Annotated in this window: 11 protein-coding genes; 9 read left to right on the plus strand and 2 right to left on the minus strand. The window is 64.4% G+C overall.

Annotated features, from left to right (window positions below; all coding sequences use genetic code 11):
- Positions 1 to 56: 56 nt before the first annotated feature.
- Together I6F37_RS11310 and I6F37_RS11315 are read right to left on the minus strand one after the other, a co-directional pair.
- Positions 57 to 2,228: a murein L,D-transpeptidase gene (locus I6F37_RS11310; protein ID WP_225151236.1), complete on the minus strand. Its 2,172-nt coding sequence runs from the start codon at positions 2,226 to 2,228 to the stop codon at positions 57 to 59.
- Positions 2,229 to 2,575: 347 nt separating this feature from the next.
- Positions 2,576 to 4,072: a sigma-54 dependent transcriptional regulator gene (locus I6F37_RS11315; RefSeq protein ID WP_036021934.1), complete on the minus strand. Its 1,497-nt coding sequence runs from the start codon at positions 4,070 to 4,072 to the stop codon at positions 2,576 to 2,578.
- A 127-nt stretch (positions 4,073 to 4,199) separates the two neighbouring features.
- On the opposite strand from I6F37_RS11315, the gene I6F37_RS11325 reads away from it, so the two are divergent.
- From I6F37_RS11325 to I6F37_RS11365, 9 genes are all read left to right on the plus strand, one after another.
- Positions 4,200 to 6,137 (plus strand): M3 family oligoendopeptidase, encoded by a 1,938-nt coding sequence (locus tag I6F37_RS11325; protein WP_225151241.1) that lies wholly within the window; start codon positions 4,200 to 4,202, stop codon positions 6,135 to 6,137.
- An 81-nt stretch (positions 6,138 to 6,218) separates the two neighbouring features.
- The gene (locus I6F37_RS11330; protein ID WP_035998672.1) at positions 6,219 to 6,443 is read left to right on the plus strand and encodes an AbrB family transcriptional regulator; all 225 of its coding nucleotides are present in this window, start codon (positions 6,219 to 6,221) and stop codon (positions 6,441 to 6,443) included.
- Between the two features lie 12 nt (positions 6,444 to 6,455).
- The gene (locus I6F37_RS11335; protein WP_074447732.1) at positions 6,456 to 6,851 is read left to right on the plus strand and encodes a type II toxin-antitoxin system death-on-curing family toxin; all 396 of its coding nucleotides are present in this window, start codon (positions 6,456 to 6,458) and stop codon (positions 6,849 to 6,851) included.
- A gap of 97 nt (positions 6,852 to 6,948) precedes the next feature.
- Positions 6,949 to 7,101 (plus strand): aa3-type cytochrome c oxidase subunit IV, encoded by a 153-nt coding sequence (locus tag I6F37_RS11340; RefSeq protein ID WP_035998674.1) that lies wholly within the window; start codon positions 6,949 to 6,951, stop codon positions 7,099 to 7,101.
- Between the two features lie 140 nt (positions 7,102 to 7,241).
- The gene (locus I6F37_RS11345; RefSeq protein WP_035998677.1) at positions 7,242 to 8,369 is read left to right on the plus strand and encodes a Re/Si-specific NAD(P)(+) transhydrogenase subunit alpha; all 1,128 of its coding nucleotides are present in this window, start codon (positions 7,242 to 7,244) and stop codon (positions 8,367 to 8,369) included.
- A gap of 12 nt (positions 8,370 to 8,381) precedes the next feature.
- Positions 8,382 to 8,699 (plus strand): proton-translocating transhydrogenase family protein, encoded by a 318-nt coding sequence (locus I6F37_RS11350; protein ID WP_035998681.1) that lies wholly within the window; start codon positions 8,382 to 8,384, stop codon positions 8,697 to 8,699.
- Positions 8,700 to 8,738: 39 nt separating this feature from the next.
- Positions 8,739 to 10,136, plus strand: a complete 1,398-nt coding sequence (locus I6F37_RS11355; RefSeq protein WP_035998685.1) for an NAD(P)(+) transhydrogenase (Re/Si-specific) subunit beta — start codon at positions 8,739 to 8,741, stop codon at positions 10,134 to 10,136.
- A 211-nt stretch (positions 10,137 to 10,347) separates the two neighbouring features.
- Positions 10,348 to 11,145 carry an alpha/beta hydrolase gene (locus I6F37_RS11360; protein ID WP_035998702.1) on the plus strand — a complete coding sequence of 266 codons (798 nt, stop codon included), beginning with the start codon at positions 10,348 to 10,350 and terminating at the stop codon, positions 11,143 to 11,145.
- Positions 11,146 to 11,149: 4 nt separating this feature from the next.
- Positions 11,150 to 12,577, plus strand: a complete 1,428-nt coding sequence (locus I6F37_RS11365) for a sodium:proton antiporter (RefSeq protein ID WP_225139249.1) — start codon at positions 11,150 to 11,152, stop codon at positions 12,575 to 12,577.
- The last annotated feature ends 48 nt before the right edge of the window (positions 12,578 to 12,625 follow it).

Consider the following 12,625-nt stretch of genomic DNA (forward strand, 5'->3'; position numbering starts at 1 on the left):
GATGGGGTCGCTGATTTCGTTGTAGAATTTCAGGAAATCGGGGGGCCGGGCAGGCGTCAGCGGGTAAACACCCGCTGCTGCTGTTGCGGCCGACGGCCGACCGGTGCCGGCGGCGCGGCCGGGGTCGGCGCCCCGAACAGCCGCTCGAAGAAGTTCGGCCCGGACGAGCCGAAGCCCCCGCCATTGTTGGCCACCGCCACGCCTGAGGGCAGCGTCGTTGCCGGACGCGAATAGCTCGGCTGGGAATGCGCCACGACGGCCTCGAGGTCCTTGCCGCGATTGTTCTTCAGGACGTTGATCATGACCGCGTCGCGACCATAGACGTCCTTGCGGAATTGCAGCTTGCCGGCCTCATCCACGAACGCGGTCTGGTAGGTGATGTTGACCGGAATCGGCGTCGGGAATTTCAGGTCGATCTCGCTCTTGCCGTACATGCTGCGGATGCGCTCCGGCGTGTACTTCTCGTTCGGCATGACGATGTTGAGCAGAACGGAGGCGTACTGATCCGGATTCTGCACCCGCATGCAGCCATGGCTGAAAGCACGCTCTTCCTTGGCGAACAAGTGTTTGTCCGGCGTGTCGTGCTGATAGACCAGGAACTTGTTCGGGAAGTTGAAGCGGACGCGGCCGAGCGCGTTGGCTTCGCCCGGCGGCTGCGAAATGTGCACCGAGCCGTCGCGGTTTTGCTCGAGCCTCAGGCCCATGCGCTGGAGCACGGTCGGGTCCTGCTGCAAGGCCGGCAGGTACTCGTTGTAGACGATCGACGGCGGCACGTTCCAGGTCGGATTGACCGTGATGTACTTCATCGTCTCGGTGAGGAGCGGGGTGGCATGCTTGCCCGGCTTGCCGGTGACGACGCGCGTGGTCCAGACCTGCTGGCCGCGCTGCATGACCTTCAGCGTGAAGTCCGGAATGTTGAGGATGACATAGGCGTCACCCAGCGCCGGCGCGCCGAGATCGCGCGGCAGCCAGCGCCAGCGCTCCATGTTCACCAGCACCACGTCGATCTGCTTGTCGCGCTTGGGGGTGTTGAGCGCCTTGACCGTCTTGTCGTCTAGGATGCCGGTCGGCTTCAGCTCGGCGCCGGTCTGGAACTTGCGCACGGCTTCGGCGACCGCAGCGTCGTAGCGGGTGTCGCTGGCATTCTCGGCGAGCCCGAGCTTGGCGCGCAGTTGCGGCACGCGCGGATCTTCCACGACGATCTCAGCCTGCTTCTTGCCGGGAGGGGTGTATTTCAGCGCAGGGCCGTCGGCGATCTCGATCACCGGACCGCTGCCCTGGCCGCGCAACTCGGCGAGCTTGGCCTTCAGCTCCTTGTAGAGCTTGTGCGGCGGGTTGTAGCTGTCGAGCGCCGCGGAGGCGTCGGTCGCCGTCGTGACCTTGGCGAGCACCTCGCCGGGATCGACCGGATGCTCGGGATAGAGGATGTCGCCGGCGACCTGCGACCAATGCATGCGGCCGCTCTGGGCGTGGCGGGCATAGTCGAACACGCTGGCGGTGAGCTTGAGCTCGGCATCGGCCAGCGCATCGGGGGTCGTGGCGGCGAAATCCGGCACCGGATAGTCGGCGGGATTGAGACCGTCGGACGCCGCGTCCTTGAGCCGTGCGATCACGCCCTTGGCCGCAGCAGTCAGGTTGCCGCCTTGCGTCCAGACCGGCGCGAAGTCGCGCGCGCCGTAAAACTTCTCGACGGCGGCGCGCTCGTTCTTGCGGTCGAAATGGCGCGAGGTCTTAGCGCCGATGATGTCCTTGAGCTTGTCCGCGACCGGTTGGTCGGCGGTGGGCACGTTGCTTGCGGCCTTCACCGGTTCGGCGGCCGGTGCTGCGGGAGCCGCCGGCGTGGCCGTTGCGGTGTCGGCCTTGGCCGGCTCGGTTTTCGCAGTCTCGCTCTTCGGCGCTTCCGGCGCGGGTGTGGTGGCAACGTCGGAGGGCTTGGTCTCCACCTTGTCCGCCGTGGGCGCGACGTTCACCTTGGCGGAATCCCTTGCGACGTCCTTCGTGGAATTCTGCACCGTGGCGGTGGTGTCGAGCTTGATGTCGGCTGCAGTCGGGGGCGGGACGTTTGCCGGTTCGGGGCGCGGGATCGCGGCTTCGATCGCGAGTTCCGCGGCGCTGCTGCGCGGCAGATCCTGCGCCAGGGCCGAGCTGGCCGACACCGTGAGGAAGGTCGCCGCGACCGTCATCAAGACACGGTCAAAGCCCACACGGTGGTTCAAACAGTCACGCATTGTGTCGCACCCCTCGGGTGAACTGTTCCTTCATGGAACAGCTTGTTATCGCTTATTGGTGTTTCGGCTAAACCGCGCCGGCCTCTCGAAAGTTGCACGCCTGCACGCAACGATTCTGACGCAGACGATATACAGGCCCCGATTTTGCGGCCAGCGCTGCCCGGGGCAACTCACGACAAACTGACTTCAAGGGAGCCTCTTGGCAACGGATTGTACGCTTCTGCCACGCGCTTTTCCCTCTGTCTGTCACTTCCAAGTCACGGTTCAAATCGCAGACGAATTCCGTCGTCACGCGAACGGCTTAGAGCGATCTCGCACCGCCGCGCGAAGCTTCGTTCGCACTGGGCTCAATGCGTCTCCTCGCCGCTTTTGCCGCCATGCCCGGGAACCCCGGCCTCGTCGAGTTTGCGGTAGAGCGTCGAGCGGCCGATTTTGAGTCGGCGAGCCACTTCGGACATCTGGCCGCGATAATGCGAGATCGCGAAACGGATGATCTCGTTCTCCATGTCCTCCAGCGGGCGGACATCCCCGGTCGCAGTGAGCATAGACAGCGTTCCCACCGCGGGGAGCGGGGCGATTGGTATTTCATTACCCGACACTACGGAGGGCGTCGCCGCCGGCTCGAGCAGCAACGGAGCGGTCGGAATATCCGTGACGGGATGCGCTTGCGAGGCGAGCAGAGGGAAGTCGCCGAGACCAAGCTGGTCCCCGTCGCTCATCACCACGGCGCGATAGACCGCGTTCTCGAGCTGGCGGATGTTGCCGGGCCAGTCGAGCTGGGCAAGATGGGCCACCGCCTCGCCGCTGATCCCGGTGATCGGGCGGCTCTCCTCGGCGGCAAAGCGCGCGATGAAATGCCTGAGCAGGTGCGGGATATCCTCACGCCGCGCGCGCAGCGAGGGGATCGTCAGCGGCAGCACGTGCAGCCGGTAGAACAGGTCTTCCCGGAATTGTCCCTGCTTCACCCGCTCCAGCAGCTTGCGATTGGTGGCCGAGATGATGCGGACGTCGACCTTGAGCGGCTTGCGGCCGCCGACCGATTCCACGGCGCCTTCCTGGAGCGCACGCAGCAGCTTTACCTGCGCCGTCAGCGGCAGCTCGCTGACCTCGTCCAGAAACAGCGTGCCGCCATGAGCCTCGACGAACTTGCCCGTGTGCCGCTCGGTGGCCCCGGTGAAGGCGCCCTTCTCATGGCCGAACAGGATGGACTCGACGAGGTTGTCGGGAATTGCGCCGCAATTGACCGCAACGAACGGCTTGGCCTTGCGCTCGCCGCTGCCATGGATGGCGCGCGCGAACATCTCCTTGCCGACGCCGGACTCGCCCTCGATCAGCACGGGGATCGCGGAGTTTGCCGCCTTCTGGGCGGCGCGCATCACGCCCGTCATCGCTTCGGAGCGGGTGATGATGTCGGAGAAGGTGAGCCGTCCTTCGCGGCTGTGACGGATGCGCTGCAATTCCCCCTTGAGCGCGGACGTGTTGAGCGCGTTGCGAAGCGAGACCTGGAGCCGCTCGACGCCGACCGGCTTGACGACGAAATCGGCCGCGCCCGCGCGCATCGCGGAGATCACGTTGTCGATACCGCCATGAGCGGTCTGCACGATGACGGGGACGCTCAGGCCGGCTTCGCGGATCTTCGCCAATACGCCCATGCCGTCGAGGCCGGGCATGACGAGGTCGAGGATGACGGCGTCGATGGCCGGTCCGTCGGGGGCAGTGAGGGCGGCAATTGCGGCGTCACCGGAGTCCACGACGACCGTCTCATAGCCGCATTTCTGCACCATGTTCTCGACCAGCCGGCGGGCTACAGCGTCGTCGTCGGCGATCAAAATACTGGCAGCCATGGTGTTCCCCGCACGCTACTACTATCTGTCTCGAATCGGGGCACTCTGGCCGAAGCCGATTAACGCACGCTTAAACCTTGATGCCCCCGCCTGCCGCCGCGATTGTTGAACACAGGTTTCCCACACAATGAATTCGCGCTCCAAGTCCGCCTTGAACAAGTCCGCCTTGAACAAGACCGCTCTCAAGAAGTCCGCTCCCGGCAAGCCCGCTCCCCGCAAGCCAAGCACCAAAAAATCCGCCGCCAAGGCAAGGCCCTCCAAAGCTGCACCCTCCAAAGCTGCGAGCAAGACCGGCAAGCTTCCGGAGTGGAACCTGGCCGACCTCTATTCCGGGATCGAGGCGCCGGAGGTGGCGCGCGACCTCGAGAGAATGGATGCCGACTGCGTCGCCTTCGAGACGGACTACAGGGGCAAGCTGGCGACAGGGACAGCAAACGAAGATGGCGGAAAGTGGCTCGCCGAGGCGGTGCGACGCTATGAGGCGATCGACGATCTCGCCGGCCGTCTCGGCTCCTATGCCGGGCTCGTCCATGCCGGCGACAGTGTGGACCCTGCGATTTCAAAGTTTTACGGCGACGTGTCCGAGCGGCTGACGGCGGCGTCCACGCATCTGTTGTTCTTCGCGCTCGAGCTCAATCGGATCGATGACGATATTTTGAATCGCGCGATGCAGGCCGCCGAGCTCGCGCACTACGCTCCCTGGATCGAGGATCTGCGCAAGGAGAAGCCGTACCAGCTCGATGACAAGCTCGAGCAGCTTTTCCTGGAGAAGGCGCAGACCGGCTATTCAGCCTTCAACCGGCTGTTCGATCAGACCATCTCCAGCCTCCGCTTCAAGGTCGGCGCCAAGGAGCTCGCGATCGAGCCGACGCTGAATCTGCTGCAGGATCGCGACGGCGCCAAGCGCAAGAGCGCGGCGGAGGCACTGGCGAAGACCTTCAAGGCCAATGAGCGCACGTTTGCGCTGATCACCAACACGCTCGCCAAGGACAAGGACATTTCCGACCGTTGGCGCGGCTTCAAGGACGTGGCCGATTCCCGCCATCTGAACAATCGTGTCGAGCGCGAGGTCGTCGATGCGCTGGTCGCCTCGGTGCGCGCAGCCTATCCGAAACTGTCGCATCGCTATTATGCGCTGAAAGCGAAATGGTTCGGCAAGAAGCGGCTGGCCTATTGGGACCGCAACGCGCCGCTGCCTTTCGCGGCGACCGATGTCATCGCCTGGCCGGAGGCGCGCAGCATGGTGCTGACGGCCTATCGCGGCTTCTCGCCCAAAATGGCCGATATCGCCGAGCGCTTCTTCACCGACCGCTGGATCGACGCGCCGGTCCGGCCGGGCAAGGTGCCCGGGGCGTTCTCGCATCCGACCACGCCGTCAGCGCACCCTTACGTTCTCATGAACTACCAGGGCAAGCCGCGCGACGTGATGACGCTCGCGCATGAGCTCGGCCATGGCGTCCATCAGGTGCTCGCGGCAAAGAACGGCGCGCTGATGGCGCCGACGCCGCTGACCCTGGCGGAGACCGCGAGCGTGTTCGGCGAAATGCTCACCTTCAAGCGGCTGCTGGCCCAGACCAAGAGCGCGAAGCAGCGCCAGGCGCTGCTCGCCGGCAAGGTCGAGGACATGATCAACACCGTGGTGCGGCAGATCGCGTTCTATTCCTTCGAGCGTGCGGTCCACACCGAGCGCAAGAACGGCGAGCTCACCGCGACGCGGCTCGGCGAGATCTGGCTGTCGGTGCAGGGCGAGAGCCTTGGACCGGCGATCGAGATCAAGGCGGGCTACGAGAACTACTGGATGTACATCCCGCACTTCATCCATTCGCCGTTCTATGTCTACGCCTACGCGTTCGGCGACTGTCTCGTGAACTCGCTCTATGCCGTCTACGAGAACGCGGCCGAGGGTTTCGCCGAGCGCTATCTCGACATGCTCGCCGCCGGCGGCACCAAGCACTATTCCGAGCTGCTGCGGCCATTCGGGTTAGATGCGAAGGACCCAAAGTTCTGGGACGGCGGGCTCAGCGTCATCGCCGGAATGATCGACGAGCTGGAGGCGATGGGCTGACGCATTCGCCATCCGTAAAACATCCGTTGAACCGACTCGTTGGTTGTGTTATACAAGTGTATAACGCGCCGGAGGTCAGCCATGAAAATTGAGATCAAGAAGATCGGCAATTCGGATGGTTTGCTGTTGCCACGCGAGCTGATGCAGCGCCTCGATCTCAAGCGCGGCCAGCAATTGCATGTGGTGGAATTGCCTGGTGGTGGTTTTCAGCTGCTGCCCTACGACCCCGATTTCGAGCGGACGATGGAGATCGCCGACGAGATCATGGATAAGTATCGCGACACGCTCGCTGCGCTCGCAAAATAGCTGGCGATGCGCATGAGCGATCCTCAGGAGCCGCTCTGGGTCACTTACGAGCAGGCTGTCGCAATTCATGGTCGACAGCTCCGGCGCTTCGGCGGTGCGCCGGGATTGCGCGACGAAGGCATGCTGCGCTCGGCGCTGGAGCGCCCGATCAACAAATGGCGCTCGGAACAGGCGCCGTTGGACGAACTCGCTGCAGCCTATGCATTCGGCCTCGCGAAAAATCATGCATTCGTCGATGGAAACAAGCGCATCGCCTTCATGGCCATGATGGCTTTTCTTCGCAAGAACGGCGTAGCTTTCAGCCCCGATCCCGCGGAAGCGACAACGATCATCCTCTCCCTCGCCGCCGGCGAAGTCAGTGAGGAGAGTCTGACGCGATGGATCCGGGACAATTGGAATTCCAAATGACCCGATTTGCGGGAAAACCCCGCCTCGGTGCCGTTGCCCTGTCTAAATCTTTCAGGTATCCCAGCCCGAGAATTCGACGTTCGACTGGGGACATTCCATGGCTGACCATAGCGAAGTGGCGTACACCACCGCCGACGGCAACGACTACGTTGCCCACGAGCAGACCTATGAGGGCTTCATCAAGCTGGTGAAGTACGGCACGGTCTCGGTCGCGCTCATCGTGATCCTGATGGCGGTCTTTCTGACCTGATCCATCGTCGGCTGCATCCGCCAACGCCGGCGGCTGCTCATTAAATTTGCATACAAGCCGGTTTCAAAACCGGTATCCAAACGTTGCGGGAGTAACGCTAAGTTCGCGTGCGCGTTTTTGTCCGCGTCGCCGGAGGGCCTATGAAGATCGCCGTTGCCAAAGAAATAGATCCGTCGGAGCCGCGGGTCGCCGCTTCGCCTGATACGGTGAAGAAGTTCAAGGCGTTGGGCGCCGAGATCGCCGTCGAGCCGGGTGCCGGCATCAAATCGGGCCTGCCGGATTCCGAATTCACCGCGGTCGGCGCCACCGTCAGCGCTGACGCGCTCAAGGACGCCGACATCATCATCAAGGTGAAGCGCCCTGAGGCATCCGAGCTGGCGCAGTACAAGCGCGGCGCCCTCGTCATCGCCATCATGGACCCCTACGGCAACGAGGCCGCGCTGAAGACGATGGCCGATGCCGGCATCGCCGCCTTCGCGATGGAATTGATGCCGCGCATCACCCGAGCGCAGGTGATGGACGTGCTGTCCTCGCAGGCCAACCTCGCCGGCTACCGCGCCGTGATCGAGGGCGCCGAAGCCTTCGGCCGCGCCTTTCCGATGATGATGACCGCAGCCGGCACCGTGCCTGCCGCAAAGGTGTTCGTGATGGGCGTCGGCGTCGCCGGCCTCCAGGCGATCGCGACCGCGCGCCGTCTCGGCGCCGTGGTGACCGCGACCGACGTGCGGCCCGCCACCAAGGAGCAGGTGGAATCCCTCGGCGCGAAATTCCTCGCCGTCGAGGACGAGGAGTTCAAGAACGCGCAGACCGCCGGCGGCTACGCCAAGGAAATGTCGAAAGAATACCAGGCCAAGCAGGCCGCGCTCACCGCCGAGCACATCAAGAAGCAGGACATCGTCATCACCACCGCGCTGATTCCGGGCCGCCCGGCGCCGAAGCTCGTCAGTGCCGACATGGTCAAGTCGATGAAGCCCGGCTCGGTGCTGGTCGATCTCGCCGTCGAACGCGGCGGCAATGTCGAGGGCGCCAAGGCCGGCGAAGTCGTCGACCTCGATGGCATCAAGATCGTCGGCTACACCAACGTTGCGGGTCGCGTTGCGGCCTCGGCCTCCAGCCTCTACGCGCGCAACCTGTTCTCCTTCATCGAGACCATGGTCGACAAGAAAGAGAAGAAGCTCGCCGTCAACTGGGACGACGAACTCGTCAAGGCTACCGCGCTGACGAAGGACGGCGCCGTGATCCACCCGAACTTCCAGCCGAAAGCTTAAGGAGAGATTGCCATGGAGCACGCTGCACAGGTCGTCGACCCCTTCATCTTCCGGCTGTCGATCTTCGTCCTCGCCGTCTTCGTCGGCTATTTCGTGGTGTGGTCGGTGACGCCGGCGCTGCACACGCCGCTGATGAGCGTGACCAACGCGATCTCCTCGGTGATCGTGGTCGGCGCGCTGCTCGCGGTCGGCGTCGGCATGGTTTCGAGCGGCTCGGGCTGGGCGCGCGGCTTCGGCTTCGTCGCGCTCGTCTTCGCCTGCGTGAACATTTTCGGCGGCTTCCTTGTCACCCAGCGCATGCTGGCGATGTACAAGAAGAAGTCGAAGTAAGCGGCCACCTCGGGCTGAAGGGATCAATGGGGACCTGAGATGAGCGCCAATCTCTCTGCATTCTTGTATCTCGTGGCGGGGGTGCTGTTCATCCTGTCGCTGCGCGGGCTGTCGAGCCCGGCAACCTCGCGCCAGGGCAATCTGTTCGGCATGATTGGCATGGCGATCGCGGTCGCCACCACGCTGGCGAGCCATCCGCCGGCGGATGGCGTGGCCTGGGTCCTCGTGATCCTCGCGGTCGCGATCGGCGGCGGCATCGGCGCGGTGATCGCCCGCCGCGTGCCGATGACCTCGATGCCGGAACTGGTCGCCGCCTTCCACTCGCTGGTCGGCATGGCCGCGGTGCTGGTCGCTGCCGGCGCGTTCTACGCGCCTGAGGCCTTCGACATCGGCAAGCCTGGCGCCATTCATGCATCAAGTCTGGTCGAAATGTCGCTCGGTGTCGCCATCGGCGCGCTGACCTTCACCGGCTCGGTGATCGCCTTCCTGAAGCTGTCCGCGCGCATGAGCGGCGCGCCGATCATCCTGCCGTTCCGCCACATCATCAACATCGCGCTGGCCGTCGCGCTGGTGTTCTTCATCGTCCGTCTCGTCCTCACCGGCGGCGCGTTCGACTTCTGGATGATCACCATCATCGCGCTGGCGCTCGGCGTGCTCATGATCATCCCGATCGGCGGCGCCGACATGCCGGTCGTGATCTCGATGCTGAACTCCTATTCGGGTTGGGCGGCCGCCGGCATCGGCTTCACGCTCGGCAATTCCGCGCTGATCATCACCGGCGCGCTGGTCGGTTCCTCGGGCGCGATCCTGTCCTACATCATGTGCCACGCGATGAACCGGTCCTTCATCTCGGTCATCCTCGGCGGCTTCGGCGGTGAGACCGCGGCGGCCGGCGGCGCCACGGGCGAGCAGAAGCCCGCCAAGCTCGGCTCGGCGGACGATGCGGCCTTCATCATGAAGAACGCCTCCAAGGTCATCATCGTGCCCGGCTACGGCATGGCGGTGGCGCAGGCCCAGCACGCGCTGCGCGAGATGGCGGACATGCTCAAGAAGGAAGGCGTCGAGGTGAAATACGCCATTCACCCGGTCGCCGGCCGCATGCCCGGCCACATGAACGTGCTGCTGGCCGAAGCCAACGTGCCCTATGACGAGGTGTTCGAGCTCGAGGACATCAACTCCGAATTCGCGCAGGCCGACATCGCCTTCGTGATCGGCGCCAACGACGTCACCAACCCGGCGGCCGAAGAGGACAAGACTTCGCCGATCTACGGCATGCCGGTGCTCCAGGTCTGGAAGGCCGGCACGGTGATGTTCATCAAGCGCTCGCTGGCGTCGGGCTATGCCGGTATCGACAATCCGCTGTTCTACCGCGACAACACCATGATGCTGCTCGGCGACGCCAAGAAGGTCACCGAGAACATCGTCAAGGCGATGTGACGGGGGGAGGGACCGTGGCCATCAATTAGGAATGGCACCAGTCCGATCGCATGCCGCCCAAGGCGTGCGCGAGCAGCGCGTCGCCTGGCACGCTGCCCACAAGGCGGCGTGCAGCTGCCGCGACGTTCCGGCGAGCCTGCGACCGACGTCATGAAATTGCTGCGGAGCCGTCGCAAGCCCTAGTCTCAAGCGAGGGAGCGGCCGCGCAATGATGAGCATTGTCAAGTGGATCGCCATCGTGCTCCTGACCGTCTATTGCGCCGGTCTCCTCGTGCTGTACGTCCGCCAGCGCGAGATGCTGTTTCCGATCCCGCCCGCCGGTCGCACCGCACCCGATGCTGCGGGCCTTCCTGAGGCGCAAGAGCATGTCTTGACCACGTCTGATGGCGAGCAGGTCATCGTCTGGCACGTGCCGGCCAAGCCCGGTCGTTCCGTGATCCTCTACTTCCACGGCAATGGCGATTTTCTCGCCGGCCGCGTCGGCCGTTTCAAGGCGATGACCGCCGACGGCACCGGCCTCGTTGCGCTGTCCTATCGCGGCTATGGCGGCTCGAGCGGGATGCCGAGCGAGCAGGGCCTGCTGCGCGACGCTGCAGCCGCCTACGCGTTCACCACCGCGCGCTATGCGGCGGAACGAATCGTCGCCTGGGGCTTTTCGCTCGGGACGGGCGTCGCGGTCGCGCTCGCCTCGGAGCATCGCGTTGGAAAACTCATCCTGGAGGCGCCCTATACGTCGACGGCCGACATTGCGGGGTCATCGTTCTGGTTCGTTCCGGTCCGCCTTCTGATGCGCGACCCGTTCCATTCGGACCAGCGCATGTCGCGCGTCACGGTGCCGCTGCTCGTCATGCATGGCACCAATGACCTTGTCATTTCGATCGTCTTCGGAGAGCGTCTGTTCGCGCTCGCCCGCGAGCCCAAGCGGTTCGTTCGCATCGAGGGCGGCGGGCACGACGATCTCGATCAATATGGCGCGATCGAAACGGCGAGAGGCTTCATTGGCGGCTGACGGCTTGGCTCAACGTTACATCCCCGCGCTCGCTGCCTCCTGCTTGACGCTTCTGCCGCAGAATGCGCTTGCCGCGACCGGCCTCGATGGTGCGGCGATGCGCTGGCCCTATGCGCTGCCCTTTGCCGGCTTGTTGCTGTCGATTGCAATGGGGCCGCTGCTGTTGCCGAAGATCTGGCATCACCACTACGGCAAGATCACCGCCGCCTGGTCGCTGCTGGCGCTCGCCGCGCTCGTCGTCTTTGCCGGCGGCGCGGCGACCTTGGCGGCGCTGGTCCATGCCATGCTCGCCGAATATCTCGGCTTCATCGTGCTGCTGTTCGCTCTCTATGTCGTGGCCGGCGGCATCCTCATCACCGGCGACATCAAGGGCACGCCGGCGGCGAATGTCGGCATCCTCGCGCTCGGCACGCTGGGGGCGAGCATCGTCGGCACCACGGGTGCCGCGATGATCCTGATCCGCCCCTTGATCCGCGCCAACCGGCAGCGGCGCCACAACACCCATGTCGTCATCTTCTTCATCATCCTGGTGGCCAATGTCGGCGGCGCGCTGAGCCCGCTCGGCGATCCCCCTCTGTTCGTCGGCTTCCTGCATGGCGTTGACTTCTTCTGGACCACGCGGACCATCTGGTTGCAGACCGCACTCGTCGCCGTCCTGCTGCTCGCGATCTTCGCCGTCGTCGACGTCTGGCGCTTTCGCAGTGAGCCGCCGCCCGCCGACACAGGCCGGGGAGAGCCGTTGCGCATCCGCGGCCTCGTCAATCTGGTGCTGATCGCAGCCATCGTCGCCAGCCTTCTCGCTTCGGCGATGTGGAGGCCCGACATTGCCTTCGACATTTTCGGTACCAAGCTGGAGCTGGAGGACGTCGCGCGCAACCTGGCGCTGCTGGCCATCGCGGCGCTGTCGGTGTGGCTGACGCCCGACGAGCACAGGCAGGCCAACGGCTTCACCTGGGAGCCGATCCGCGAGGTCGCAAAACTGTTCGCGGGCATCTTCGTCGCCATCATCCCGGTCATTGCCATGCTCAATGCCGGCCATCACGGCGCGTTCGCCTGGCTGCTGTCGGCGGTGACGGCGCCGGATGGCGCGCCGCGCGAGGTCGTTTACTTCTGGTTCACCGGCCTGATGTCCGCGTTCCTCGACAATGCGCCGACCTATCTGCTGTTCTTCGAGCTCGCCGGCGGCAATCCGCAGGTGTTGATGCATCAGCTCTCGGGCACGCTCGCCTCGATCTCCATGGGAGCGGTCTACATGGGAGCACTCACCTATATCGGCAACGCGCCGAACTTCATGGTGAGCAGCATCGCCCGCGAGAACGGCGTCGCGATGCCGAGCTTCTTCGGTTATCTCCTGCGCGCCGGCGCCGTGCTGATCCCGCTGTTCCTGTTGCTGACGTTCCTGCCGGTCGCACCGATCCTGCACTGGCATTGAATCCGCCGGCCGATTTGCTATTGCTCGCTTTGTAGTTGGAGCCGATGG

Source organism: Bradyrhizobium sp. NBAIM08, assembly GCF_020193935.1.
Taxonomy (GTDB): Bacteria; Pseudomonadota; Alphaproteobacteria; order Rhizobiales; family Xanthobacteraceae; genus Bradyrhizobium; species Bradyrhizobium yuanmingense.

Coding starts and splice junctions, on each gene's coding strand:
- I6F37_RS11310 (WP_225151236.1), bottom strand. CDS start 2,228: ATGCGTGACTGTTTGAACCACCGTGTGGGCTTTGACCGTGTCTTGATG.
- I6F37_RS11315 (WP_036021934.1), bottom strand. CDS start 4,072: ATGGCTGCCAGTATTTTGATCGCCGACGACGACGCTGTAGCCCGCCGG.
- I6F37_RS11325 (WP_225151241.1), top strand. CDS start 4,200: ATGAATTCGCGCTCCAAGTCCGCCTTGAACAAGTCCGCCTTGAACAAG.
- I6F37_RS11330 (WP_035998672.1), top strand. CDS start 6,219: ATGAAAATTGAGATCAAGAAGATCGGCAATTCGGATGGTTTGCTGTTG.
- I6F37_RS11335 (WP_074447732.1), top strand. CDS start 6,456: ATGAGCGATCCTCAGGAGCCGCTCTGGGTCACTTACGAGCAGGCTGTC.
- I6F37_RS11340 (WP_035998674.1), top strand. CDS start 6,949: ATGGCTGACCATAGCGAAGTGGCGTACACCACCGCCGACGGCAACGAC.
- I6F37_RS11345 (WP_035998677.1), top strand. CDS start 7,242: ATGAAGATCGCCGTTGCCAAAGAAATAGATCCGTCGGAGCCGCGGGTC.
- I6F37_RS11350 (WP_035998681.1), top strand. CDS start 8,382: ATGGAGCACGCTGCACAGGTCGTCGACCCCTTCATCTTCCGGCTGTCG.
- I6F37_RS11355 (WP_035998685.1), top strand. CDS start 8,739: ATGAGCGCCAATCTCTCTGCATTCTTGTATCTCGTGGCGGGGGTGCTG.
- I6F37_RS11360 (WP_035998702.1), top strand. CDS start 10,348: ATGAGCATTGTCAAGTGGATCGCCATCGTGCTCCTGACCGTCTATTGC.